Annotated in this window: 23 protein-coding genes, 1 tRNA gene and 1 pseudogene; 10 read left to right on the forward strand and 15 right to left on the reverse strand. The window is 58.1% G+C overall.

Annotated elements, in window-relative coordinates; translation table 11 throughout:
- Nucleotides 1-336 precede the first annotated feature (336 nt).
- The 5 genes from E1180_RS18195 (at nucleotide 337) to E1180_RS18215 (ending at nucleotide 6576) form a co-directional block, all read left to right on the forward strand.
- Complete coding sequence (locus E1180_RS18195; protein WP_155193372.1) at nucleotides 337-3441, forward strand: helicase-related protein; 3105 nt, start codon at nucleotides 337-339, stop codon at nucleotides 3439-3441.
- Nucleotides 3441-3836, forward strand: a complete 396-nt coding sequence (locus tag E1180_RS18200) for an RNA-binding S4 domain-containing protein (protein WP_425280929.1) — start codon at nucleotides 3441-3443, stop codon at nucleotides 3834-3836. Before E1180_RS18195 ends, E1180_RS18200 begins: the two co-directional genes overlap by 1 nt.
- A gap of 215 nt (nucleotides 3837-4051) precedes the next feature.
- Nucleotides 4052-4384 carry a ferredoxin FdxA gene (gene fdxA / locus E1180_RS18205; RefSeq protein ID WP_155193377.1) on the forward strand — a complete coding sequence of 111 codons (333 nt, stop codon included), beginning with the start codon at nucleotides 4052-4054 and terminating at the stop codon, nucleotides 4382-4384.
- Between the two features lie 449 nt (nucleotides 4385-4833).
- On the forward strand, nucleotides 4834-5421 hold the full coding sequence (locus E1180_RS18210; protein ID WP_155193380.1) for a CarD family transcriptional regulator: 588 nt from the start codon (nucleotides 4834-4836) through the stop codon (nucleotides 5419-5421).
- A gap of 291 nt (nucleotides 5422-5712) precedes the next feature.
- Nucleotides 5713-6576 carry an RNA polymerase factor sigma-32 gene (locus tag E1180_RS18215; RefSeq protein WP_208997227.1) on the forward strand — a complete coding sequence of 288 codons (864 nt, stop codon included), beginning with the start codon at nucleotides 5713-5715 and terminating at the stop codon, nucleotides 6574-6576.
- A 93-nt stretch (nucleotides 6577-6669) separates the two neighbouring features.
- Here E1180_RS18215 and E1180_RS18220 read toward each other — a convergent pair whose 3' ends face one another.
- Both E1180_RS18220 and E1180_RS18225 read right to left on the reverse strand, forming a co-directional pair.
- Nucleotides 6670-8151, reverse strand: coding sequence for a M48 family metalloprotease (locus E1180_RS18220; RefSeq protein ID WP_208997228.1), 1482 nt, complete (start codon nucleotides 8149-8151; stop codon nucleotides 6670-6672).
- Nucleotides 8152-8155: 4 nt separating this feature from the next.
- Nucleotides 8156-9085: a hypothetical protein gene (locus E1180_RS18225; RefSeq protein WP_155193382.1), complete on the reverse strand. Its 930-nt coding sequence runs from the start codon at nucleotides 9083-9085 to the stop codon at nucleotides 8156-8158.
- 144 nt (nucleotides 9086-9229) lie between these two features.
- Between E1180_RS18225 and E1180_RS18230 the strand changes: the two genes are divergently transcribed.
- A tRNA-Arg gene (locus E1180_RS18230) sits at nucleotides 9230-9306 on the forward strand.
- On the opposite strand, the gene E1180_RS18235 is transcribed toward E1180_RS18230, so the two are convergent.
- The 8 genes from E1180_RS18235 to E1180_RS18270 all read right to left on the reverse strand — a co-directional run bounded on the left by E1180_RS18235 (nucleotide 9307) and on the right by E1180_RS18270 (nucleotide 16067).
- On the reverse strand, nucleotides 9307-10395 hold the full coding sequence (locus E1180_RS18235) for a tyrosine-type recombinase/integrase (protein WP_155193384.1): 1089 nt from the start codon (nucleotides 10393-10395) through the stop codon (nucleotides 9307-9309).
- Nucleotides 10396-10622: 227 nt separating this feature from the next.
- A complete protein-coding gene (locus E1180_RS18240; RefSeq protein ID WP_208997229.1) occupies nucleotides 10623-11210 on the reverse strand; it encodes a MerR family transcriptional regulator in 588 nt (195 codons plus the stop codon).
- A gap of 273 nt (nucleotides 11211-11483) precedes the next feature.
- Nucleotides 11484-11714, reverse strand: coding sequence for a hypothetical protein (locus tag E1180_RS18245; protein WP_155193389.1), 231 nt, complete (start codon nucleotides 11712-11714; stop codon nucleotides 11484-11486).
- A 227-nt stretch (nucleotides 11715-11941) separates the two neighbouring features.
- Nucleotides 11942-13153, reverse strand: a complete 1212-nt coding sequence (locus E1180_RS18250) for an ABC transporter permease (RefSeq protein ID WP_155193391.1) — start codon at nucleotides 13151-13153, stop codon at nucleotides 11942-11944.
- Between the two features lies 1 nt (nucleotide 13154).
- Nucleotides 13155-13862 carry an ABC transporter ATP-binding protein gene (locus E1180_RS18255; RefSeq protein WP_155193393.1) on the reverse strand — a complete coding sequence of 236 codons (708 nt, stop codon included), beginning with the start codon at nucleotides 13860-13862 and terminating at the stop codon, nucleotides 13155-13157.
- On the reverse strand, nucleotides 13863-15110 hold the full coding sequence (locus tag E1180_RS18260; protein ID WP_155193395.1) for an efflux RND transporter periplasmic adaptor subunit: 1248 nt from the start codon (nucleotides 15108-15110) through the stop codon (nucleotides 13863-13865).
- Between the two features lie 8 nt (nucleotides 15111-15118).
- Nucleotides 15119-15589, reverse strand: a complete 471-nt coding sequence (locus E1180_RS18265; RefSeq protein WP_155193398.1) for a hypothetical protein — start codon at nucleotides 15587-15589, stop codon at nucleotides 15119-15121.
- Between the two features lie 175 nt (nucleotides 15590-15764).
- Complete coding sequence (locus tag E1180_RS18270; RefSeq protein ID WP_155193400.1) at nucleotides 15765-16067, reverse strand: EF-hand domain-containing protein; 303 nt, start codon at nucleotides 16065-16067, stop codon at nucleotides 15765-15767.
- Nucleotides 16068-16526: 459 nt separating this feature from the next.
- Between E1180_RS18270 and E1180_RS18275 the strand changes: the two genes are divergently transcribed.
- The 4 genes from E1180_RS18275 to E1180_RS18290 all read left to right on the forward strand — a co-directional run bounded on the left by E1180_RS18275 (nucleotide 16527) and on the right by E1180_RS18290 (nucleotide 20137).
- On the forward strand, nucleotides 16527-17267 hold the full coding sequence (locus E1180_RS18275) for a response regulator (protein ID WP_244314114.1): 741 nt from the start codon (nucleotides 16527-16529) through the stop codon (nucleotides 17265-17267).
- A complete protein-coding gene (locus tag E1180_RS18280) occupies nucleotides 17264-18619 on the forward strand; it encodes an ATP-binding protein (protein WP_155193403.1) in 1356 nt (451 codons plus the stop codon). Before E1180_RS18275 ends, E1180_RS18280 begins: the two co-directional genes overlap by 4 nt.
- A gap of 218 nt (nucleotides 18620-18837) precedes the next feature.
- Entirely contained in the window at nucleotides 18838-19206 is a 369-nt protein-coding gene (locus E1180_RS18285; protein WP_196220640.1) for an EF-hand domain-containing protein, read from the forward strand.
- A gap of 319 nt (nucleotides 19207-19525) precedes the next feature.
- Nucleotides 19526-20137, forward strand: a complete 612-nt coding sequence (locus E1180_RS18290) for a tyrosine-type recombinase/integrase (protein ID WP_196220645.1) — start codon at nucleotides 19526-19528, stop codon at nucleotides 20135-20137.
- 193 nt (nucleotides 20138-20330) lie between these two features.
- On the opposite strand, the gene E1180_RS18295 is transcribed toward E1180_RS18290, so the two are convergent.
- From E1180_RS18295 to E1180_RS18310, 5 genes and pseudogenes are all read right to left on the reverse strand, one after another.
- A complete protein-coding gene (locus E1180_RS18295) occupies nucleotides 20331-21857 on the reverse strand; it encodes a sulfatase-like hydrolase/transferase (RefSeq protein WP_155193409.1) in 1527 nt (508 codons plus the stop codon).
- On the reverse strand, nucleotides 21854-22669 hold the full coding sequence (locus E1180_RS22290) for a tripartite tricarboxylate transporter permease (protein WP_341873564.1): 816 nt from the start codon (nucleotides 22667-22669) through the stop codon (nucleotides 21854-21856). Before E1180_RS22290 ends, E1180_RS18295 begins: the two co-directional genes overlap by 4 nt.
- A gap of 65 nt (nucleotides 22670-22734) precedes the next feature.
- Nucleotides 22735-23466, reverse strand: a pseudogene (locus E1180_RS22550) (tripartite tricarboxylate transporter permease); the annotation flags it as partial.
- Nucleotides 23466-24026 (reverse strand): hypothetical protein, encoded by a 561-nt coding sequence (locus E1180_RS18305; protein WP_155193411.1) that lies wholly within the window; start codon nucleotides 24024-24026, stop codon nucleotides 23466-23468. The pseudogene E1180_RS22550 and the gene E1180_RS18305, both read right to left, overlap by 1 nt.
- A gap of 25 nt (nucleotides 24027-24051) precedes the next feature.
- A complete protein-coding gene (locus tag E1180_RS18310; protein ID WP_196220641.1) occupies nucleotides 24052-24993 on the reverse strand; it encodes a tripartite tricarboxylate transporter substrate-binding protein in 942 nt (313 codons plus the stop codon).
- Nucleotides 24994-25065 lie beyond the last annotated feature (72 nt).

Below are 25065 nucleotides of genomic sequence, written 5' to 3' on the forward strand. Positions count from 1 at the left end.
TAATCCTTGACAGGCTTTCGAGCCGATTCGATATGAAATCTGGAGAATAAGATAAATTACTGAACAGACTCATGATTTTGTGCCGGAATCGCAAACCCGACTACATGTCGTAGGGAACAAATCCTGAATCAATGCGAGTCAGCGATTCGGTTCCCTTTTGTTCCAGAGTCGTTCTCCACAGATTATTTCAGGACTGAACCGCTCTCCAGCCTCAGAAAAAAGAGTAGGACAGCGCCGTAAGGCCTATGCTAGACACTCGGCATCACCAGAGATGATGACCAGCGCTGGCTGCCGGCCAGGCCGCATTACGACGCTAGAGCCAACGCACCCGAATTCATGTCCCGTCCTCAGCCCCTGCCCTTGCCGCCTGCGGCCCGGTCAAAAACCGTCACCGCTGTGCTTGGACCGACCAACACTGGCAAGACCCATTTGGCCATTGAGCGGATGATCGCCCAGCCGAGCGGCCTGATCGGACTGCCTTTGCGGCTCTTGGCCCGCGAGGTTTATGGCCGGATCGCGGAGCGGGCCGGTACCGACACCGTTGCCCTGATTACCGGCGAAGAAAAAATCATTCCAAAACGGCCCCGCTTCTGGGTGTCCACCGTCGAGGCGATGCCGCTGGATCTCAGCACAGAGTTTGTCGCAATCGACGAAGTCCAGCTTGCGGGCAATCTGGACCGGGGTCACGTTTTCACGGACCGCATCCTGAATTTGCGCGGCAGGTCCGAAACGCTGCTCCTCGGTTCAGAGACTGCACGGCCGCTTCTGGAGCGGCTTATTCCCGGGTTGAACGTCGTCACCCGGCCGCGCATGTCTGTCTTGGCCTATGCCGGCTCGAAAAAGGTATCCCGGCTGCCCGCGCGCTCGGCCGTAGTCGCATTTTCAGCTGATGAGGTATATTCGATTGCGGAGCTGATCCGGCGCCAGCGCGGTGGTGCCGCCGTGGTGCTCGGCTCCTTGAGCCCGCGGACCCGGAACGCGCAGGTCGAACTTTTCCAGAACGGCGATGTCGATCACCTGGTCGCAACTGATGCGATTGGAATGGGGCTCAATCTTGATGTCCACCACATAGCCTTTGCCGGCAACCGGAAATATGACGGCTACCAGTACCGCCAGCTGACCGCATCCGAAATGGGTCAGATCGCTGGCCGGGCCGGCCGGCATACACGTGACGGGACATTTGGGGTCACCGGCAGAGTTGATCCACTTGACGATGATCTTGTCGAACAGCTGGAAAGCCACCGGTTTGACAGCCTTAAAGTGCTGCAATGGCGCAACACTGCGCTGGATTTTTCATCGACCACCGCCCTGCGCCGGAGCCTCGACGTTGCCCCGCGCGAACAGGGTCTCGCTAGGGCACCGACAGGCGATGACTTGACCGCGCTTGATCTTTTGTTGCGCGACAACGCAATAAAAGGCATGGCGAACGGCCAAAAAGCGGTAGAATTGCTATGGGATGTGTGTCAGGTCCCCGATTACCGCAAGATTGCACCGGCCAATCACGCCGAGCTTTTAAACACCATCTACACACACTTGATGGAAGATGACGCAATCGCCGACGATTGGTTCTCCCGTCAATTGGCCTTCGCAGACCGCACAGATGGTGATATCGACACACTCGCAAACCGGATTGCACATATCCGGACCTGGACTTATGTCGCCAACCGCCCGGACTGGCTCACCGACCCGGCGCACTGGCAGGGCGTAACGCGCGGCATAGAAGACAAATTATCTGACGCCCTCCACGAGCGGTTAACGCAGCGCTTTGTGGATAGGCGGACAAGTGTATTGATGAGACGTTTGAGAGAGAACGCAATGCTGGAAGCGGAAATTACATCGAGCGGAGATGTGCTCGTAGAAGGTCAGCACATTGGAAATCTGCTTGGCTTCCGGTTTGCCCCAGATGCGGCAGCCGAGGGCCCGGACGGAAAGACCGTTCGCGCTGCTGCCCAAAAGGCCTTGACCACCGAGATCGAATCCCGGGCCGAGAAACTCGGCAAGTCCGAAAACACTGATTTTGTGCTCACCTCAGAGGCTGCGATCCGCTGGCGCGGCGAACCGGTGGCCAAACTTGCCCCCAGTGAGGATGTGCTTGCCCCTTCAGTGCTGCTTCTGGCCGATGAGCATCTCACAGGTCCAGCGCGCGAAGCGGTCCAGAACCGTTTGGATCTTTGGGTCAAAGCACAGATCGAGACGCTGTTGAAACCGCTTGCGGATCTGAAAGGCGGCGAAGGCCTGGAGGGTCTTGCACGCGGAATCGCATTTCGCATCGTCGAAGGTCTCGGCATTCTTGAACGGCAGGACGCAGCGGATGAAATCCGTCAGCTTGACCAGGATATGCGCGCCTCGTTGCGCAAGCACGGTGTCCGCTTCGGCGCTTACACAATTTTTGTCCCGGCCCTTCTGAAACCGGCACCCAGCCAATTGCTCGCGCAACTTTGGGCGCTGAAGCATGGCTCGCTCGACATGAATGGCATGGAGGAGTTGCCGCAACTGTCCGCATCCGGACGGACATCCATCCCGGTCGATGAGACAATCGATAAGGCACTTTACAAGGTGGTCGGCTTCCGCGTGTGCGGCCCGCGCGCCGTCCCTGTCGACATCCTCGAGCGCCTGGCCGATCTGATCCGGCCGCTGATCGCATGGAAACCGCTGGACGCGGAGGTAGCACCCCCGGAAGGTGCGATTGAGACCGGCGGCGGCTTTACCGTGACCGTTGCCATGACATCTTTGCTGGGCTGCGCGGGCGAAGACTTCTCCGCTGTCCTCAAGTCTCTTGGCTACCGCTTGGAGACCAAACAAGTTCAACGCCCTGTCGCCGCGAAGGCTGCAGTTGAAACGGCGGACAGCCCCGCAGCTGACGCACCTAGCGCCGAACCGGAGCATCAGCCGGCCGGACAAGAGACGGAAACGCCGGTGGCAGCCGACACCGTTTCCGAAGGATCTGAAACCTCACCGGACGTTGAAACGGCGGCGGCCACCGGCGAAGCCGCGAACGAAGGCCCGGACACTGCTGCACAAACCGCCGAAGAGACCGGGCCGGACGCAGAAACAGCAATTGAGGCATCAGCCGCTGCTGACGGCGAACCGGAAGCCGCAGCAAACAGTGATGCGCTGTCCGAACCGGTTGAGCTGGAGACGGTTACCATCGAGATCTGGCGTCCGGGGCGTCATGACCGGAGGCCGCGTCCACGCCAGGATCAACGCCGGGGCGACAACCGGAAAGGCCAATCCCATGGCCCGAAAGGCAGCCAGGGCGAAAAACGCCATGGCAAGCCGGGCGGGAAAGGCGGCCCCAATAAGGGCCGTGGCGGGCACAAGGGATTCGACGGTGGTGCGCGCAGAGATAAGGCACCGAAAGACAAACCGATTGATCCGAATTCACCTTTCGCGGCGCTGCTTGCGCTCAAAGAAGGCATGAACAACAAGGACAAGTCCTAATAGCGGCGACAGAACCAACTGCTTTTGCAAATTTGCGCATCGATAAGTGGCTTTGGTACGCCAGGGTCACGAAATCTAGATCCCTTGCGCAAAAATTGGCAACAGGCGGGCATGTCCGGGTCAACAAGGACAAAATTTCGTCCGCAAGCAAAACCGTTAAAACCGGCGATGTCCTGACCATTGCCCTTGAGCGCAGAATACTGGTCCTGAAGGTCGTTGCACTTGGCAAGCGCCGGGGTCCTTACGAGGAAGCCCGGCTCCTTTATGAAGACCTGTCCCCGCCGCCACCGCCCAAAAAGCACGCTGAACCAGCCGTTGCGGTTCGGGATGCCGGGGCGGGACGGCCGACAAAACGGGATCGCCGGAAATTGGATGCCTGGCGCAACGACACTTAGCCCCGATCTCACAAGCCAGCCGAAAACAGAATATCTTTCTCCAATAACCAGGATCTGCGGCATGCTGAACGCTTGCGCGCTGAAAGCAAAAGCGATACCCAACCGGTTGGAGAGATTTTCAGGCCCACTGCTTCCAGGAACTGGCGAAAGCGGACCGGCCGACCGGATGAGCGCTTCACCCGCGTAGCGGCCACCGGTTTCAAGCGAGGACTGCGATGACCTACGTCGTCACTGATAACTGCATCAAATGCAAATACACCGATTGTGTCGAAGTATGCCCGGTTGACTGTTTCTATGAGGGAGAGAACTTCCTCGTAATCAACCCGGATGAGTGCATTGATTGCGGCGTTTGTGAACCGGAATGCCCGGCCGAAGCCATCCTGCCGGACACGGATCCCGGACTTGAAAAGTGGATTGAACTGAACGCCGAATATTCAGAGAAGTGGCCGAATATTACCGAGAAAAGAGAGCCACTGCCGGATGCGGAAAAGTTCGACGGTGAAAAAAACAAACTCGAGAAGTATTTTTCGCCTAACCCGCCATCCTGATGACAAATGAATCGGCAGCGGGGCAACCAGACCCATTGCTGCAAAAAACGCCAGCAAACCGCTGCGTAAATTAAGTGTTTCGTGCTGGGGGCAAAGCAGGCCGTTAGCGCGTCGCTGTGCTTTGTGAAAGCACAACACTTTAATTTTCCACAAAACTATGTTATTGATTACGGCTAGTCGCCAACCACGAGAACAACCCCGTACATGGAGTCTTCCTCAAGCGCACGGCCCCAACACACCGGACCGCGCCATGGACACCGGCAGCCCTACTGCCCGACGAAGGTTTTAAAGTGGAAGTAATCGACTGACCAGCCTGACACGCCGCATATCAACAGGCGTTCCATATCGGATCGCCGAAGCCGAAACGTGTCACAACAGAACAGTATGGGCCGAATGGGCCCGGAACGGCTTTACGCAGAGCCGTTAACTGCGCAGGAGAGAATATAAGCATGGCAACGAATACCAAGAAGACCGCGCAGCGTCAGGGTTTCAAGACCGGCGAATACATCGTCTATCCGGCTCACGGCGTCGGACAAATTACCGCGATTGAAGAGCAAAACGTTGCAGGTCACTCTTTGGAGTTGCTGGTCATCGTTTTCGAACAGGACAAAATGACACTGCGCGTCCCGGTCGCGAAAATCGCGTCCGTCGGTATGCGCAAGCTGGGCGATCCGGCAGCTGTCAAAAAAGCTCTGGAAACCGTTCGTGGCCGTCCTCGCGTAAAGCGCACCATGTGGAGCCGCCGGGCGCAGGAATACGAAGCCAAGATTAACTCCGGCGACCTGATCGCGATCTCGGAAGTCGTCCGGGATCTTTTCCGCTCGGAAAACCAGCCGGAACAGTCCTACTCGGAACGGCAGCTTTATGAAGCCGCTTTGGACCGGATGGCACGCGAAATCGCCGCCGTGAACAAATGTTCTGAGACAGAAGCGATCAAGCAAATTGAGCAAAACCTCGCAAAGTCGCCCAGCCGCCTGAAAGCGGCAGCTGAAGCGGAAGCGGGAGATGATGACGGGGACGCGGAAGAAGCCGCGTAACACACCAAACGCTCGTCTCTATATCAAAGGGCTTGGCCATTGGCCGGGCCCTTTTTTGTTGCCACAAGCCTTGCCAATCTGGTGGCCGCAATTGCCATAAGGGCAAGCGTCCCCGTCCATGATCTCGGGTGATAAGCGCGCTGATCCAGGTCGTTCCACAACCAGCCAACCGGGCATAACACACTCACGCATCACGCAGATGTGCACAAAATATGCCCCTACGGCAACCGTAAGTGATCTACCCTACGCGCTGATACGTATCACAGCTGATACAACATCGGAGCGTCAATCATGTCCATGAACGAGAAGCGGCAGTTGGTTCGGGCGGCGATGAAAGCCCCTTACCTTACCCGGGAAGAAGAGCTCGAGCTTGCGCTCCGTTGGAGAAATGACAAATGCGAGAAAGCGCTCGAACAATTGTCTCTCTCACACATGCGTTTGGTGATCGCGGTCGCATCAAAGTTCCGGAACTTCGGACTCAATCTTGGCGATTTGATTCAGGAAGGGCACGTGGGACTTCTCGAAGCCGCCGCCAGATTTGAACCGGAACGCGAGGTGCGGTTTTCGACATATGCGACTTGGTGGATCCGTGCATCGATCCAGGACTATATTTTGCGGAACTGGTCCATTGTCCGGGGCGGAACATCTTCTTCCCAAAAAGCGCTGTTTTTTAACCTTCGGCGCCTGCGCGCAAAGCTTTCCAACAACCAGACCCCCCTTACCGATAGCGAGCTGCATCAGAAAATCGCAGATGCGATTGGCGTGAAGCAGGCAGATGTTGCCTTGATGAATGCGCGGCTTTCGGGGCCGGACACATCCTTGAATGCGCCTGTAACGGATACCGAAGGGTCTAGTGCCGACCGGCAGGATTTCCTTGTGTCTGAAGCACCTCAGCCAGACGAGATTGTATCCGATAGCATCGACGCCGAGCGGCGCAGCCGCTGGCTTACTTCAGCCCTGGATGTCTTGAGCGAGCGCGAGCTGAAAATTGTCCGGGAACGGCGCCTCTCAGAAGACGGCGCGACACTGGAGTCGCTGGGCGAAAAACTGGGAATATCCAAGGAGCGGGTCCGACAGATTGAAAGCCGGGCACTTGAGAAGCTCAAGACAGCGCTTTTGACCCGTCAACCGGATCAGACGGCTTATTCGATCTGATCCAGGACGATCAGAAAGCCGAGGATCACAACACATACGGACCGGCTAGCGCGCGCGAATTTTGGTGCGCTCGCCGGTCTTTCTTTGTGCAGGTCAATCTACGACCAGTTTGACAGCGGTCCCGGCGGGGATTGCTTGGTTGGGATCCAAATCATTGAGGATTGAGAAGAACTCAAGCCGCCGCGATGCCTCAACACCACTCATGCCGATTGCCAATTTGCGCGGCGTATCGCCCGGGCTGGTCTTGATGACCTTGATCCGCAACGAACGAAGCCGGGCCCGTTCGGTCGGTGTCAACTGCCGGAAACTCTCGATAGTCTGACGGAACTCCTGATCAAAGGCAGCATTGGGAGAACGGCTTGCAAAGATAAAGCGGTAACCGGTCTTGCCGATCCGCAATACTGCGATCCGGAACGACCAGCCCTGGGTGATTGCAGCGGCTGTTACGCCCGGAACACCGCCGATGGTGGTTTGGCGCACCGTTTCGGGCAAGAGGCCATTGATCCACCCAGACGTCATGTAGTCGGATAAATTCGCATAACTGCTGACGTCCGCTCCGTCAAAGCGGATCGCTGTACCCGACCCGTTGCTGGCCAGAACCGCCTCGGGCGAATTTTCAAGAATATATCCGGGCGGCACAGTGAACCCGATTCCCAGGGCTTTGTGCAGGAAAGACCGTCCCCGGACAAACCCCTCCAGCGGGTCATCACCGAACAGCATGCCGTTGATCTGGCTAAGATACCGGTCCCGGTCGCGCTCACCAATCCCCGGCGCGCCGATCTGGCGCGCGGAGCGGACGGCGATCTGAAGCCGTTCGGGTGTAGAGGGGTGAGACGACAGGAAGTCAGGCGCCGAACTGGAACTCTTGTCTGCTGACTGGTAGCGGGCAAAGGCTGCCATGGATTCCAAAAACCTTGCGGCCGCATAAGGGTCGAAACCGGCGCGGGCAAGTGTCTTCACGCCAATGGCATCGGCCTCCAGTTCCTGAACCTGGCTGAACCGGGCAAAGGACAGCTGCGAGGAGACAATTGCCTTCCGGGCCGCCTCACTGTCCTGCACCACATCACTGAGGATCTGATTGGCGAACTGCTTGGCTTCCGCCCTTTGCTGGCGTTTGATGGCATGGTCTGCGGTCACATGCGCCATTTCGTGCGCCAGGACTGCGGCCACTTCCGACGTGTCATTGGCCAGCGCCAGAAGACCACGGGTGACATATAGATAACCGCCAGGCAGGGCGAAAGCATTGATCGCCGGAGAATTCAAGATCGTGATTTGATAACTCTGCGAGGGATCGTCCGAGGCGGCGACAAGACGACCGACGACGCTGGCAACGGCCCTCTCCGCGCCTGGATCCTCATAGACACCGCCATAGGTTGCGACCACGCGCGGGTGTTCCTTTGCGCCGATATCGGCAGCAAGACCCGGCCGCAATGTCCCTGGAGCGACGGTACCGATACTGGTGCCATCACCGAGAAGCTGGCAGGAGGCAAGCAACAAGGACAGGCCGAAAACGCCGGCGAGGCGTCTCATGCGCTGTCTGGCCGGGTTTCCTTCCAGCCGTTTGTCCCTGCTCATCCTGCTAATCCTGATTACGGCCGTCACGTATGGCCCTCTTCGTCTCAAGTAGCCTCAATTGCTCCGGCCGCAAGAGCGCAATGTACGGCCCGTCCCTGATCTGCAATGTGCCGCGGATTTCAACGGCTGCTCCGCCCAGATCATCGACCGATTGGCCGAACCGCTGGATATGAGCTTCGAACACCGCTTCTTCGTCCGCCGGCCAGGTCGCTGTAAAGTCTTCCTTCCAATACCGTCCGAAATTCAGATAACGGGTGCTGCGGGTTTTTCCAACAGAAACAATCCGGCCCTCAACGATTACATAGCGGCCAGCCGCCTCTACCAAACGGCCCAGGGTTCGGCTTCCGTAACGGACAGAAGGAGCCGTTCCCGACCATAGCCCGCGCCCAGCAACCCGTGCGTCGTGTTCTGCCGACCACAAGGCCTCTGCACATTGTCCTTTCGCCTGTCGGGGTTCAAAGATTGCCGCCCCCTTGCGCAACATCTGTTCCTGATAAAGACCCGCGTCCGGTCCCGTTCCCAGGATCCAGGCGGGCACTTCTCCCCAGCGGTTTTCCGTCCCGGTGCTGACGGCAATCAGGGGTCCGGGCATCGCGAGATCATCCAACGGCAGATGCCGATCCATAATCACATCGCTGGCAAAATAGCGGCTCCCATCCGCCGCCTGAAAAACCCCTAAAGGCGCAGACTGGGATACCGGCACCCCATCAGGAGAAGACACGGCGCAGGCGGTCCGTGCGAATGCACCGTCGAACGGCATTTGATCATCTGACAGAAAAACCGGCTCCGCCCGCACAACAGCAGCCGTCATTGACAGAAAGAGCGCCACGGGAAGGGCAAAAACAAAACGCAGTCTGGGTGCCAATTGCTGCCCGGACGGCAGAACCGCCCTGGCTACAAAACACCAGATTTTCACCCAAACCGTCTCTTTCACCGAAGTGGCCTGCCCCTCGTCACGATCTTCAAACCATGAGCTAAAAGCAGAATAAGGCAAGCGGAAGACCGGACGCCCCCAAAGCCCCGCTCCTTTTTGTGAGGGCTCGCAAACCGCACCAAATCATGCTAGTCGACCCTAACCGGCCCCGTAGCTCAGCAGGATAGAGCATCAGATTCCTAATCTGAGGGTCACAGGTTCGAATCCTGTCGGGGTCACCACTACTTAGCATGGTTTTGCCTATCCTGTTTTGCAGTGTGTTTTGCAGAATCTGTTTCCAAAACGTTCTCAAACTTGGCGATCGCGTTATCGGCCATCGTTGATGTTCTGGCGAGATATTTGTCCAGAATATCCTGTGCCCGCCGAAGCGAGTGGCCGGTGATTGAGACGATCTCACCAAGATTGCAGCCTGCTTGGAACAACATCGTTACAGTCGTTCCACGGATATCGTGAAAATGGAGCCCTTCAATCCCAGCTTCTTTGCAGGTCTTTTCCCATTGATTGGCAAAATAACGTTTCTGAAAGGCGCGCCCTGTTTTGGTCGTCAGAATCAAGGTCGATTGCCGTTTAAGACCGTCCAGGGTTTCCTTCAACGCCTTGGTGCATTTGATCGTCACCAAACGGCCTTTGAGTTTCCCGCGCCGCGATTTGCCCTGATGAAGAGAAATCCGCTCACCGTCGTAGTTGTTCCAATTCAGCTGAAGCAGGTCTCCACGGCGTTGACCCGTGTGCAGCGCAAGCACCATCGCCAGCTTCATTTCCGGGCTCGCCACTGCCATAAAGGCCTCAACATGTTCCGGCAGCCAAATCTTGTTAGAACGATCGCTCTGATAAGCCCGTTCGAACCCATCCATGACATTGCGTCTTAAGGGGCCATCCCGTGTCGCCCTGGAAAGAACACGGGCCAAAACCGTAACTCTGTTATCAGCTTCCCTTGGTTTGGCTTCAGAAAACGCATCATGCCATTTAATGACCGCCCTGCGAAAAGCCTTGTCCTCCAAGGCAACATAGGGGCATGTGCCATACTGATCTTCCCAGAACTTGAAAATCCTGCGGTATTCGCTCTGTGTGGATTCTGCCAACCGTCGCCATTTGGCCGTTTGCTGAAACTCTCGAATAAGACCCCCGAGTGTTCCGGTGTCGCGTTGCCGGAATTGCTCAACGGCCGCTGCTATGTTGCTCAAAAACTCCGGAGAGCCAGGCTCACCTAGAAGCCGCGTGTTTGTGGCGCGATGATAATAATAGGTCCGCAGTTCACCGGTAGCGAGCCTGCGGTGAATGATGTTGATGCCTTTAAGATGTGTTCGCATTGTCGGCTTCCCATTGCTCGAATGGTGAAAGCGGTGACGAAGAACGTTTTGACGGACTGTCTTCGCCTATCAACTCAATTCGGCCATCGGGGTGCTTGATAAGGCGACCATTTTGAAAGCCTGCATCGCGGACGGCCTTTAGATAGCGACTCGCGTCTGAAGGGCGCAGTTTTTGGTTAGGCATTGCCATCTCTTTTATTTGTGCTCTGGCAAGCTTTACTCAAAACCTATCGCAGCTTTGCCCTTCTTATTTCGTTCAGCATTGCTTTGCTGGCATCAAACAGCTTTTTTGCACCTTCGGTTTCGTGCTCTTCGGGGGTTTCCTCGAAGTAAATGTCTCGAATTCCGAACGACACAAAGCTCGCAATCTTTGAGAGGGATAATTGGATAAAGGCAAAGCGCGCGCCCTCCCAAAAGTCCTCAAACGCGTATCGGTCATTTTCAAATTTACTTGTGATCAGCCTTGCATACAGTCCGTCTGCATCAAAGTAGATCCTGCAAATGTGTTCACTCTCCGGGTCTTCAACCGCTGACTTGAACCAGTCGCCAAGCTTTACCTCCCGCTCATAAAACAATTGCGAAACAAGGTTCGGCGACACGCCAAGCCCGCTTAGATGCGCAATCATTGTGACCGCCATGATGTCGAGCGCGGAATACAAACGCCGCCGCCCCTTGCCGACACTGCCCTGACTGAGACGCAGGATCCCGCGATTGGGGTCCGTCCAATTCTGGAGCGTTTTCGCGCTCACAGAAGTGATGCGAATTACGTCCGCCTGGGTGTACTCAGGGATCTCAATGTCGACTCGATTACTCACACTCAAAACCTCACATGAGATTTATAAAGTGTCAACTTAAAATCTCATATGAGGTTACAAAGCAGGCGTATAAGCGAATCTAACCTACTCTTGATAGGGCAACTATGCGCAATTTGCCCGATCATATGCCCTCAACACTAGCCGGCGTCGAAGTCAAAAGACCTTCAGTTGACTCGAGAAACACGAGCTTTTTGAACTCGTGAGAGATCGCCGAATCCAGATCACCAGACCGATCGAAACAATAACGATAGAATTTCTCATAAAGTCAGCGGTTTAGCCCCGCTCAAGAAGCTGGTTCAGAGCCTTGATCAATTTGGTTCCGCCGGGACCTTTGCACCTCAGGCTGTCCGACACCGATAGGAACGCCGCTTTCGGATCGTAAGACAGATGCGGCAAGCCATGGGTTGTCAGGAAAGATGGCGTTTCGGCCGACAAGGCAAGAAACACTTCGAGACGATTGAGATAGAGCATTTCAACTTCAAGCCTGTCCGATAATACCATCATTACAGCTTCAAAAAAATGTCCACGGATCCAAACACTGCAAACTTTTCATTGGAATTTGAAGCATCTGTCCGTTTGTTGGTTTGGGCGGGAAGCAGACGTTCGCTGCGTGGCGAACGAATAACCGCATGGCAACTGAACTGCTAGTGGGTTCAATGAAAACGACCGGTTGAAACGGTGGAGGCAACTTTCAGCGGCGTTGGTCTTGCGCTGAAGCTGTTGCTTGAACGCTACTCGTGCCGGAGTGCTTCGATTGGATCGAGATTGGCGGCTGCGCGTGCTGGATAGTAGCCGAATGCGGCACCGACAATGGCGGAGAATACGAAGGCCAGCAGGATTATGCCTGGGTCCGGCACAAACGGGATATCGATCCAATGAGCACCGATCGCGGCCAGACCCAATCCCAGGATGATGCCGACAAGACCGCCAAGCAGAGACAATGCGACCGCCTCAATCAGAAACTGCATGAGGACCTGATGTGTTTGCGCACCCACCGCAAGTCGGATGCCAATTTCACGGGTTCGTTCCGTAACGCTCACAAGCATGATATTCATGATTCCGATGCCTCCGACCAGCAGACTGACGGCGGCCACCGCCGACAGCAATCCGGTGAGAACGCCGGTAATACTCGTCAGCATTGATGCCACCTGCTTCATGTCAATCACCGAGAAGTCGTCTTCGTCGCCCGGAGCGATGCGGCGCAGCTCGCGCATCAGGTTTTCAACGTCCCGGATCGCCTGGCCGGTTGAGGCCCCGTCAACCACCGACATGTAGATGACGGAGACATCGTCCTTGCCCGTGAGGCGTCTTTGATAAGTCCGCAAGGGAACCAGGACGACATCGTCCTGGTCCGCACCGATAGACGAAGCGCCTTTTTCGGTGAGGACGCCGATCACGTTGCAGGACATTTTCTTGATCCGCACCGGCTGATCGAGCGGGTCTGCGGTGCCGAACAGTTCCTGGCGTACGGTCTGACCCAGGATGCAGACCGGTTTCCCGCTCCGGGTTTCGCTGGCATTGAAATTTCGGCCAAGCGCGAGCGGCCAGTCGGATGCCACGAGATAGCGCTGGTCCGTCGCCGTAATTTTCGCGCGGTGGTTCTCGGTGCCAGCAACAATCGTCCCTTGCTGCGAGGAAATTGGCGCCGCCGTATCAATCTCCGGGAGTGCTTCCTCAAGGGCGTCGACGTCCTTGATGTTGAAGGGCCGTGCTGCGGTACTGTGGGCTCTTGGGCCCATGCCACGCTGCCCGGGACGCACCACGATGACGTTGGTTCCCATTTTCTCGACATCGGCAATAACCTGCTCGGAGGAGCCTTGTCCAAGCGTAAGCATGGCGATAACCGACGCGACACCGATGACCACACCCAGCACCGTCAGACAGGACCGCAGTGCATTGCGGAAGATTGATTTAAGGGCGAGCTTGGTCATATCCCAGAGCATTCTAGGCCGCATCCTGTAGCTCGCGGTCTTGCTGAACACGCCCGTCGACCATCCAGATCAGGCGGCTCGCGTACTCGGCAATCTCCTCATCATGTGTCACCATGATGATCGTAAGCCCTGATTTGCGGCGAAGCTCAACAATAAGCTCCATGATCTCCCGCGACCGCTGCGTGTCAAGATTCCCGGTCGGCTCATCCGCCAGCACAACATGCGGATCGCCGGCCAAGGCCCTGGCGATAGCGACCCTTTGTTGCTGCCCGCCGGACAATTGGGACGGATCGTGCGTCTCCCGTCCCTTGAGCCCGACCAGATCCAGCGCATGAAGGGCGCGTTCCCGCCGTTCCCGTTTGCCAATGCCCTTGTAGATGAGGGGAAGTTCCACATTGTCGAGTGCCGATGTGCGGGCCAGAAGGTTGTAGCCCTGGTAGATAAAGGCAAGGTAGTGGCGTCTGATCAGCGCTCGTTCATCGCCGTCCAGACCGGCAATCTCAAGCCCGTTGAACCGGTAGGTGCCGGATGTTGGCCGGTCGAGGCAGCCGATAAGGTTCATGGCCGTCGATTTTCCGGATCCGCTTGGCCCCATAATCGCAACGAATTCACCCCGCTTGATATCGATATCGACACCGTCAAGCGCGCGGACCTCCGCATCGCCTTGGCCATATATGCGGCGGATATCCTTGAGCGAGATGTAGGGTTCCGAGTGTGGCATCTAGTTCTCCACGCCGACAATCACCCGGTCCCCGGGCTGCACATCGCCGCCCAGAATTTCCGTGTACCGTCCGTTGGTGTCGCCGCGCACGATTTCGATCTCGGCCATTCCGTTGTCCCGCAAGACCCAGAGCGTGTTGGTTGTGGGCCGCGGCGGAACCATGGACGGCTGATCGGAAAATAGGAGCCCGAGCATACCGGTGCTCCCCGTTGGTCCATCGTCGGCGGAACCGGTCGGGTCCGGCACGAACCTCAAGGCAGCATTCGGAACCAAGAGAGCATCCGCCACCTCGTTGACCAAGATGTCGGCGGATGCGGTCATGCCGGGCCGCAACACTAGGTCCGGATTATCGACCTCGAGACTTGCCAGATAGGTGACAACGTTGTCGATCACCTCAGGTGCAAACCGCACTGTTTTGACCTGTGCAGGGAATTCGCGGGCCGGATAGGCGTCGACCGTGAAGGTTGCCCGTTGCGCTTCCTTGAGACGGCCAATATCCGCTTCGTCGATCGACAGTTGAAGCTCCATTTCGCTGAGGCTTTCAGCAATCGTGAAAAGAACCGGCGCTGACATCGATGCGGCAACCGTTTGGCCCTGGTTTACCTTGCGCTCCAGAACAACCCCGTCGACAGGCGAGCGAAGACAGGCATCGGCGAGATCCTCCTCCGTGACCGCAAGATTGGCGCGCTCCCGGGCAATGTCCGCGCGTGCTATCACGACATCGGCTTTCATGCGCTCGAAAGCCGCATCTGCCGTGATCACTTGCAAAGCGCTGCTGACGTTCCGGTCCTTGAGCGTGCGCGCGCGCTGCGCCTCCTCGCGCGCCTCCTCCAGATTGACCTGAGCCTTCACCAGCCGTGCCTCTGCCGCGCGAAGGTTGGCTTCCTGAACCTTTTTCATCGCCTCCAGTTTCGAGGTGTCGAGCCGGGCGAGGACATCACCGGCCTTGACCGGATCATTGAAGTCGACGGCGACCGCTGAAATGGTTCCCGACAATTCGCTGGAGACATCGACCGTGTTTGTCGGCTCGACTGATCCCGTCGCGCTGATGGTGACCGTCAGATCGCCGTGTGAAAGAGTCTCGGTCCGGAACTGGATGCTTTTTGATGCCTCGTCTTGGAGGGAAAGCAGCCAGCCGCCGCCAGCCCCGAGCCCGATAATCAGAAGCAGCAACCAGGCCTTTGCTCCGCGCCGGCGCGACCTCGACTGCTTGAGGCGTGACGTGATCTCTATCTGGTCCGGATCCATGGAATACCCTAGCTCTGATGATCCAGGTGCGGTCTTGCTGAATTCGCGGCTTCGGAGGCGGCTCTCATGCGCCTCAACGCCACCAGAGCGCCGGACGTGGCCGTCAAGGCACAAACTGTCAGGTAAACCATCATATAGAAGCGGCCGGGAAACACGCCTTGTCCGACAAGTTCAACGCCATGCAATTCAAGTCCGATGTGGGCAGCGAAATAGGCAAAGGGGATAAGCCCGAGCAAGAGAAGCGATCCGCGCCTGTCGGTCAGCGCCAGGTAGATGAGTGCACTTGCCGTGACCAAATTGGAGGCACCAAAGGCCAGCATCAGGATGAGCAGATCCAGGCCTGCTGGCCCCGTCAGATCCACCCCCGCTTTTTCGGTCGCGGCATAGCCAGCGAAAACCGTATGGGCGATCCCGCGCACGACATCGTAACTTCCAAGCGCAAAGGCAACAAAGGAAACGTATCTGGGTATGGCGTTCATGCGAATGTCCAGTGTCCGTCGTCAGCGTTAATCGGTTGTTTTGACTACGATTGCTTTATGAAAGCGCCGCACCGGAAGGCCACAAGCAAATGCTGGAGGCGTGCTTTGCATGCCCTCCGGTGCGGGTGTCCCGTTGCCGGTACCTGGCGGACGGTACCGCGCTGGCAACGGTGTTTCATCGGGCCGCGTTTTGCAGTTCCGCGGGCGACACAAATCCATCGCCATTGCCGTCAAGCCGTTTGAACGCGCGAGCGTACAGTCCGCGGGATTGGACCCGCCCGGCATTGCCAATGTTGGCGGCGGCGTTCATATCGATGAAGGAGACAAACTCATCATAAACTAGGACACCATCCCCGTCTTGGTCGGCTGCCTGATAGTTGCGCGCGGCCATTTCGGCGGTCTGGGACGTTGCGTTGGCGGGCAGTACGCCCAGTGCCAATAACCCAATCGCCCCAAATACATTCGCATATGCTCTCATCTTGATTAGACCTCTGCCTGTCTTCGATATCGGTTTATCGTGCGGTGAACAGTACCGCTTCGGCCATTGGGCTCGCCGCCTCAACCTGTTTGTTCACGCTGAAGATATCCGTCAGGCCGGCGAATGGTATCGATGCACTGAAACGTTTTTTGACGTTTTGTGACACTCATGCGCGCCTTGGCAGACAACCGGAAACAGTGCAAGGGTCGGGACTCTGCGCCCTCACAGATTTGGCATCGGCGCTGCGACAGTACTTTCGCTAACAATTCCGGAAAGGGATATGGAGAAAGACCAAGGCACGGGCGGATGGTGTTGTGTGGGATCCATAGTTGATGGGGGCCGGACCCCACACAACGGGTTTGCACTGCCAAGTGCAGTCGATTCCTATCAACCCGGATGCGACGCTATTTGTCGATTTGTGTCAAATTGTACATCTGCGTAATCTTGCTTGCACAGATTATGAGCCTTTCGCACAATGAGCGTATGCAGTCTGACACCAATAAAATACTGATCGTTGACGACGATCCAGACATCCGGGAAATGCTTAGCGAGTTACTGGATGAAGAAGGCTTTCAAACCCAGTCTGTAAGCGATCCGGTTTCAATTGACGCGGCCATCGCCCAGTTCGGACCGGACTTGATCTTGCTTGATCTCATGCTGCCGAATGAGAGTGGACTTACCATATGCCAACGCCTGCGGACCAGGATAGCAACACCGATCATCATGGTGACGGCAAAGGCATCCGAAATTGATCGGGTGGTCGGTTTGGAGATCGGCGCGGATGACTACATCACTAAGCCTTTTTCGAAAAGGGAACTGATCGCCAGAGTCCGGGCAGTCCTTCGCCGCGGCGCGCATGAGTTGAAGGTTCAACAAAGCATGTTTGCATTCAGGGATCTTTTTATAGACTTGGACTCCCGAACCCTCAAGACAGTCGCAGGGGAGCTGATCCCGCTCACCAGTGCGGAGTTCGATCTTCTGGCCTGTTTTGTCGGCGCTCCACAAAAGGTGCTGTCACGACACCATCTCTTGCGGACCGTCTTGCGGCGCAAATCCGATCTGTTTGATCGATCGGTCGACACACTCGTTTCAAGGCTCAGGAAAAAAATCGAACGGCCGGAAGATGACGAAAAAATAATTGCGACGATCCGGCAGCAAGGCTACCTTTTCACCCCCAAAGTCGAACCAGCTGCACAATGAAAGCTGTCAGCGGCTTTAGGATAAGTCTTGCACTCATCCTTGTTTTTCTTGTCCTGATGTTGACCTTTTCGGTCTTTATGGCACGCGTTTATCAGTTGCCCGCTGCGAGCCCGCTTCCGAACCCAGAGCGACTGGCTGCGATGGTTCGGCTTTTTGAAGGCCTGCCGGACGCGGACCGGTCGTTTGCGTTGACGTCCTTTTCCTCTCGGCTCCTGTCCGTTTCCTTCAAGGACCAGAACACAAGTATCCGCAAGATGACAGAAGGTCGGACCGCAAACGGAACCCCACGTTTGGAAGACTATGAACGGGCCCTGGCCGGCCGGCTTGTGTCGATTTCTTCCGACCGTGGCGATGCAAACACAACCGTTATGCCAGCCCTTCTGGATACGGTAACGCTGCAAGTGGACCTTAAGACCGGCGGAGTACTGGTATTCGAGGCATTTTTGCCGGTGCGCACGGTCTGGCGCATTCCGTTCGTCCTCCTCGCTGGCTTGCTGGGGGCGGTCATTGCCCTGGCCATGTTCATCTTTCTACAAAACCAGATCCGCCCCCTCAGGGACCTGTCCCGCGCGCTCGAAAACCACGACTATGGCAGGACTGCCGATAAGATCCCCGAGCGGCTGGCAACGGCTCCGGAAATCCGGGCGCTCATTCGAACCTTCAACCAACAGCAGGTACGCCTAGCCCGGGCCGAACAGGCCCGCAGCTCGCTGATCACCGGTCTACAACACGACATCAGGACGTTTGCAACGAAGCTCCGCCTGCGCCTCGAGCGGTCAAGCGATACGTCACTGCGGGACCGCGCGACGGCGGACCTTGAGGACATTGTGCGTCTGCTGGACGATGCATTGCTGGCCACACAGGGCGAGGTTTTGGCAGACAAACGTCCTGACGAAATGGTCGAACTGATTGATCTGGTTGCTTCCGAGATCGCGGCGAGGTCCACAGACACGGTTACCTTGAAACAGGGGAACCAAAGCGACCTCAAGGAGCTTCACGTCCTTGGTGATCGGTTGTCCCTGCGCCGGATCGTCTCGAACCTGATTGAGAATGCTCTGGTCTACGGCGGATGTGCCGCAATCGAAATTCTCGGTACAGAAACCGAGGTGATCATCCATATTGATGATGACGGACCGGGCATTCCAGAAGACAAAAGGGATCTGGTGCTTGAACCGTTTGTGCGGCTCGAAAAATCGAGATCGCGTGCGACCGGCGGGTTTGGCCTCGGTCTGGCGATCGTCGCGAAACTCGTGGCGCAACAGGGAGGTCAACTCCTCATTGCCGATGCACGGACGCCGCTAAAAGGCGCCAGGGTATCTGTCACGCTGCCGCGGTTTGATCCTCGAAAATAAGCTGGCGAGCCCCGCGACGACAACCGTTCTTGCGTTTCAGCCATAGGGCGACCGCTTTTGGCCCGTTACTTGCCTAACAAATCATGCCGGATCGGCCGGCACGCACTGCCAAGGTTGCCTATCTTGTTTAAGAGAAGGAACCTAAACTGATGTCTATAGGTGGTTTATCGTCTGGAATGATGGATTTCTCATCCATTCAAGCCCAGATCAAGGAGCGAATGACCGAGAGGTTCAATTCTGCCGATACGGACGGCAGCAATGGACTGTCCCTTGAGGAGTTCAACGAAGCCTCCAAGGACAGTCCGCTCAACCGGGCAAGTTCTGCCTCCGGGCTGTCCAGCGAGGAACTGTTTGCCGAGTTGGATGCCGACGGCAACGGAGAAGTGACCGGTGACGAGTTCAAGGACCGGTTCAATTCCCGGTCTGGTAACGGCCTTGCTGCAAGCATGTTGCCGCAGCTTCTGTCGCTTCAGGAACAAGGCGGCGGTCTGTCATCAATGATTGACACCAGCGACAACTTTCAGTCGAACACTTTCGATCAATTGATGGAAATGCTCGGCTCCGGTTCGGAGGATGAGCGGCGCTAGTCTCTCGCCACGAAACCGACACACCGCTGCCCGGGGGTAACTCCGGGCGGCATTGACCCAAGTTTTTAGATATTAGGTATCCAAAATCTCTTTAAGCAGAGGGATGATCTTCACAAGCGGACAAGCGCTTGAGGCTCGTTGCGGACATTTGTTGCAATCGGCTCCAATGTCCGTTTCGGGCCGTTTTCAACCAAGTCATGTTCGGGCCGTTATTAAATATCTGGTGGCGTTTTTTGTATGCTTGAGCGTTCAATTGTCTTGAACGTTGAGGCGGGATGGAGCGGTCAGGGAGACTGCTATGTCCTGTACAAATCTACCTATGATCATTCCGGCTCGGAAGACGTGGAACAAAGGCCGACTGGTAGGTCAGAAACGTCCGCTGTTGCCAAAACACGTTTGGGCTATTCGAGTACGATTGGAGTTGGCAGGAGCCGTTCGCGATCTGGCACTGTTTAATCTAGCCATCGATAGCAAGCTGAGAGGCTGCGACCTAGTGTGTCTCCGGGTTGCGGATGTTTTCGCTGCGGGTGCAGTCAAAGAACGGGTGTCGATTGCACAAAGGAAAACTAAGACACCTGTCCGGTTTGAAATCTGCGATGGAACCCGGAAATCCCTTCTGCAATGGATCTCACACCCGATGATGATCGGGCATGAGTATCTGTGGCCCGGCCGATTTCATGACCGTCTTCAAATCTCGATCCGGCAATATGCGCGTCTCTTAAAACACTGGGTGAAATCGATCGGATTGGAACCCAGTGCTTATGGCACCCATTCCATGCGCAGGATCAAAGTTGCACAAATCTATAAAAAGACAGGCAACTTGCGGGCAGTCCAATTACTTCTTGGCCATACGAAGATGGACAGTACGGTTCGCTACCTCGGCGTTGATCTGGAAGACGCACTGTCGATCTCGGAGAGTGTCGAGATCTAACTACAAGGGCCGGCGTAGGTCGGCCCCAACCTAAAGTGCATCGAAACAGAAAGGACCGTTCAGAAACAAAATCGGCCCTTTGCGGGCATTCGTGCAAATCGCAGCGAATGTCCGTTTCATGCCCGCATCTCCTCGTCCCTCATTGCGATTTCGAAGTAGACGTGACGATAACGCAAGTAACAGGGGGAATCTCTCAGGCCATCCCGACTTGGACGCCATTGGGCGCAATGTCGTCCGGTCGCGCCATCAGATGTGCGGTCAGGTCTTCCCGCATCTTGGCATGGTCCGGATCGTCGAACAGGTTGATCAACTCAAATGGGTCCGTGTCGAGGTCGTACATCTCCCCAGCGCCTGAAGCGAGGTCCATCGTCAGCTTGGCCGACCTGGTCCGCACCGTGCGCAGGCTGAGACCGACCCCAACCCGCCCCGGAAGCAGTTCCCATTCCGAGAGCGCTGCGTCCCGCGTGGCGTCGCCCGAGATGACCTCCCGCATAGATCGCCCGTGGATCGGCATCAGGCTGTCGGCGCCGCCCCAGTCCAGGAATGTTGCCCCGAAGTCGAGGGTTGAAAGCGGCTCGGACACCTGGCGCCCGGCGGGTACGTCCGGCCCCTTCACGATGGCGCGGACGTTCAGCAAACCTTCGAACGGCATCGGCCCCTTCAGGACCAGCCCGTGATCGCCCAGCCAATCGCCGTGGTCAGAGGTATAGACGACATAGGTTTCCTCCCCCAGGCCAAGATGTTCCAGTTCGGTCAGGATCCGGCCTACAGAGTGGTCGGTCAGGGCGATCTGACCGTAAGTGTTTGCGATGATCTCGCGCAGATGCGCGTCAGACACCTCCGGCATCCGAGAGTAGGACTCGCGAAGCGCGCGATGCTCGGCGGGGATCTCCGTTTCAACCGCGGCGCGGTGCCACCAGGGCCGGCCCTCGAAACTGCGCTGACGGTGCTCCGGCAGGTCCACGTCCTCTGGCCGATGCAGCGATGCCCAGGGTTCGGGGGCGTCGAAGGGATGGTGCGGGTCCGGGAAGGACACCCACAGGCAAAAGGGCTCGCGCCGCTCCTGCCGCAGGTAGGCGATTGCCCGGTCTGCGATCCAGGTCGAGTTGTGCCAGGCCACCGGCAGCTTCGACGACCAGACCTGCGGCGCGCCGCCATGGTCGCGGTTGCTCTCCCACAAAAGCCGGTTCTTCAGCTCTCCGCGCCCGTCGGCGTAGTACCATTCCTCATACGCCAGACCTCCTGGCGGCGCTTCTGGCAGCCACCAGTTATGGCCCACCAGAACAAGCTCCGCGTGGTCGAAGCCCATATAGGGGCCGCGCCAGCCCGGCGGCACCCGGGAACTGTCAGGAATGCTCTCCGGTCGGCCGGTCTCGCCAAAAGTGTGGTAGGTCGAGAAATGTGCCTTGCCAATGATTGCGGAGTGATAGCCCGCTGTCGACAGCGACCCGGCGAAGCCCTTCTCGCCGAGTGCCGGGTTCAGGTCGATACCGTTGTCGTGGACGCCATGGGTGCGGGGCAGCAGGCCGGTCAGGATCGAAGCGCGTGCCGGCTGGCAGACGACGCAAGGCGTGATCACGGTCTCGAGGCTGGTTCCTTCTGAGGCGAGGATGTCCAGATGCGGCGTCTGCACCCGCCGCCCGCGGAAGCCGTAGCAATCGCCCCGCTGCTGGTCGGAGGTGATGAAGAGGATGTTGGGGCGTTTGCCGGCGGCAGTCATGGCGCGTCTCCTTTGGAGGTCTTGAGTTTGGTCCCGGCCCGGGCGTCGCGCCGCAGCCAGCCGGAGGACAGCACGATCAGAGCGGCAAGGGTCAGGAACAGCGGCGACACGACGCCCCGGAACAGGAACCACGGGTCGGCGCCGGAGCCTTCGAAGGCGGTCCGGATCGTGGTCTCCAGCGGTTCCGCCAAGATGTAGGCGATCACGAGCGGCAGCACGGGGATGCCGCCCTTGCGCAGGAGATAACCAAGGACGCCAAGAGCCAGCAGGATGTAGACGTCCGTCATAGCGCCGCCCTGCACATAGGTGGAAACGATCGTCAGCAGCAGAACAACGGGAAGGATCACCGATTTGGGGATCCGGATCAGGCTGCCAAGCAGCCGCATGAAAGACGCGCCAAAGCACCAGTTCAATAGATTGCCGACCACCATCAGCGTGAAGAGCCCAAAGGCCATCACCAATTCCGGGTTCACCTCGTCGGGCGTGAAGCGGAAAACCGACGGGCCGGGGTTGAAGCCGCCGATGGTGTCGGCCGCGAGGATGATGAACACGGCCGCGACGTTGCCCGGGATGCCCAACGACAGCGCCGGGATCAGGTTGGCGCCTGAGACGGCGGAGTTGGCCGCCTCGGTGGCCGCGATGCCTTCGGGCGCGCCTTTGCCGAAGGGCGTGTCGCCCCTGTGCATCTTCCGGCCGGCGGTATAGCCGAGCGCCGCCGCCAGCGTCGTGCCGATACCCGGAAGCGCGCCCACCACCGTGCCGATCGCCATGGACGTGCCGATGAACGGCATGAGCCTGCGCCGTTCGGCCATGCTGAGCGTCGCGTCGCCGGGTCGGTGATCTCGATCCGGTCGAGGTTTCGGCGGGCGGCGTGCCAGATATCCTCAAGCGCGGCGAAGATTTCGCCCACGACGAGAAGACCGATCACCACGGCGATGGTCGGCAACCCTGCCGCCAACACGTCGCTGCCCAGCGAAAGCCTCGGATAGGTGTTCGTCCCGGTGGCGATGGAGGCGATGAAAAGGCCGAGGCAGGCCGCGAGCAGCCCCTTGAACGGGTCGCCGCCCACCACTGCCGCCACAAAGGAAAGCGACAGGATCATCAGTGCCGCCTTCTCGGGCAAACCGAGGAAGGCCTCGATAGAGAGAGCGAGAAAGGGCGCGCAAACGAACAGCACGATGTCGGAGAAGGTGTCGCCCGTCACCGAGGCGAACTGCGCCACCCGCAGCGCCTTGCCGCCTTGGCCCTTCTGCGCCATCGGGTAACCGTCAAGCGCCGTCATCACCGCGTCTGGCGTGCCGGGGGTATTGAACAGGATCGCCGGAACAGCGCCGCCCAGGGTCGCGCCCTTCATCACCCCCACCAGAAAGCCCAGCACCGGCAACAGCGCCTCGGGCGTGTAGCCGAAGCTCGAGATCAGGATCGGCAGCGAAAGGGCCATAACAAAGGGGCCAGAGAGGCCGGGCGTCGCACCGATCAAGACACCGGTGAAGAATCCCGCGGCCACCATCAGCACCGGCCAGGACAGCACGAGCGGCCCGAGGGTCAGCGCCGGATTGCCGACCAGCGCCTCCATGATCCCGGCTAGGATATAGTCGAGGACACCCATCAGTAGTCTCCGTTCGGCGGCAGCAGAAGGCCGTCGAAGGGCAAATCGTAGACGGCTGCCATCACGAGCGTGGAGACCAGCGCGATCACCAGACTGCGCAGCCGGATCTCATGTCTCACAAGGCAGATCAGCGCAAAGACCAGAAACGTGCCACCCGCCACAACGCCGGCATATTTCCATGGGGCCAGGTGACGGATCTCCCGGTAGGTCGTCTCGGCATCGTGGAAAAGAGCGGTCAGCAGCGGACCGGTGTACAGAAACAGAAGGATCGTTGCAGCCAGGATTGCGGCGACGGCAAGCCCGAAGGCCGGCGAGACTGGCCGGATCGGCGTGCCCGGCAGGCCAAGCAGCGCCCGCATCATTACCCCGACGCCGGCGAAGAGCACACCCGCGGTGGCAAAGCTGGGCAGCATGGCGTCGCCAATGCGAACGTTCCTACGCCAGACGTCCACGATGCCGGTATCCACGTCTGCCGGGATCCAGATCAGCAAGATCAAGAGGGCGAGGCCGACACAGCCGAGCCCGATCGCGATGTCGCGCAGTCGCTCCGGCCGTTCCATGGCCACGCCCTCCCGTGCCCGGTCGTTACTGGGACGTCGCGTCGAGCAAGGCTTCGGCGTCCGCGGCCTCCTTCGCCACATAGGCTGCTGCGTCGGGACCGGCAGCAACCTTCAGAACGAAGACCCGCTCGATGAACGCGTTGGATTTCGTGCCTTCCGTGCGGATCGCCGCGACAATGGCCTCCGTCAGGGCCTCCCGCGCATCATCTGGCAGTCCGGCCGGGGCCATTGCCAGGAATGTCGCGCCGAAGAAATACTCCACGCCGATGTCCGAGAGCGACTGTGCGTCAGGCGATACGGAGAGCGGGATGTCCTCGCCGTTCACGAGGTTGACCAGGTCTCCCGCGGCTACGCCGCCCGCCTGGGGACCGGCGACCCAGCCAATGTCCACATCGTCAGCGTTGATAGCGTTCAGCACCGCACGGCCACCCTTGTAGCTGGACACGATATTGAACTCCACGTCGTTCTGCAGCCCGATGTAGTAGGCGCCATCGGCCAACCGAGGCGTCATGGTCCCAAACGAAATCGATTCGCCTCCGCGCATAGCCTCAAAGACGTCTGTCATCGTGGTCCAGCCCCGGTCCGCCTTCGCGACGACAGCCATCTGCGTGCCTGCGATGGTTGCCAGATAGGTGAAGTCGTCGGCGCCGTAACCGGGATCGCGGCTCGCCAGCATGCCATAGGCAAAGGTGTCGGTGATACCGAACCCGATCGTCTGCCCGTCCGGTTCCGCTGCCATGACCTCCCGCGCCATGACGGCGCCCCCGCCGCCTTCGGCGTTCTTGGGGACCACCGTCCATCCTTGTTGTGCCTGAATGTCCTCGGCGATCAAGCGGGCGAGCGTGTCTGTCCCACCTCCCGCGGCGAAGCCGATCACGAAGTCGATTGGGCCAGAGGGGGCCCAGTCCGCCTGGGCCGCGCCCGTCAGAAGAGCCGCAACGGCGGCCGTGGCTGCAAGGATTTTCATGGTTCCTCCCATAGGATTCTGTTTTTGTTAAGATCAAGCTATCAGCAACTTGCTAGACCTCGTTATATTTAT

It is taken from the genome of Roseibium denhamense (assembly GCF_009711415.1).
Lineage (GTDB): Bacteria > Pseudomonadota > Alphaproteobacteria > Rhizobiales > Stappiaceae > Roseibium > Roseibium denhamense.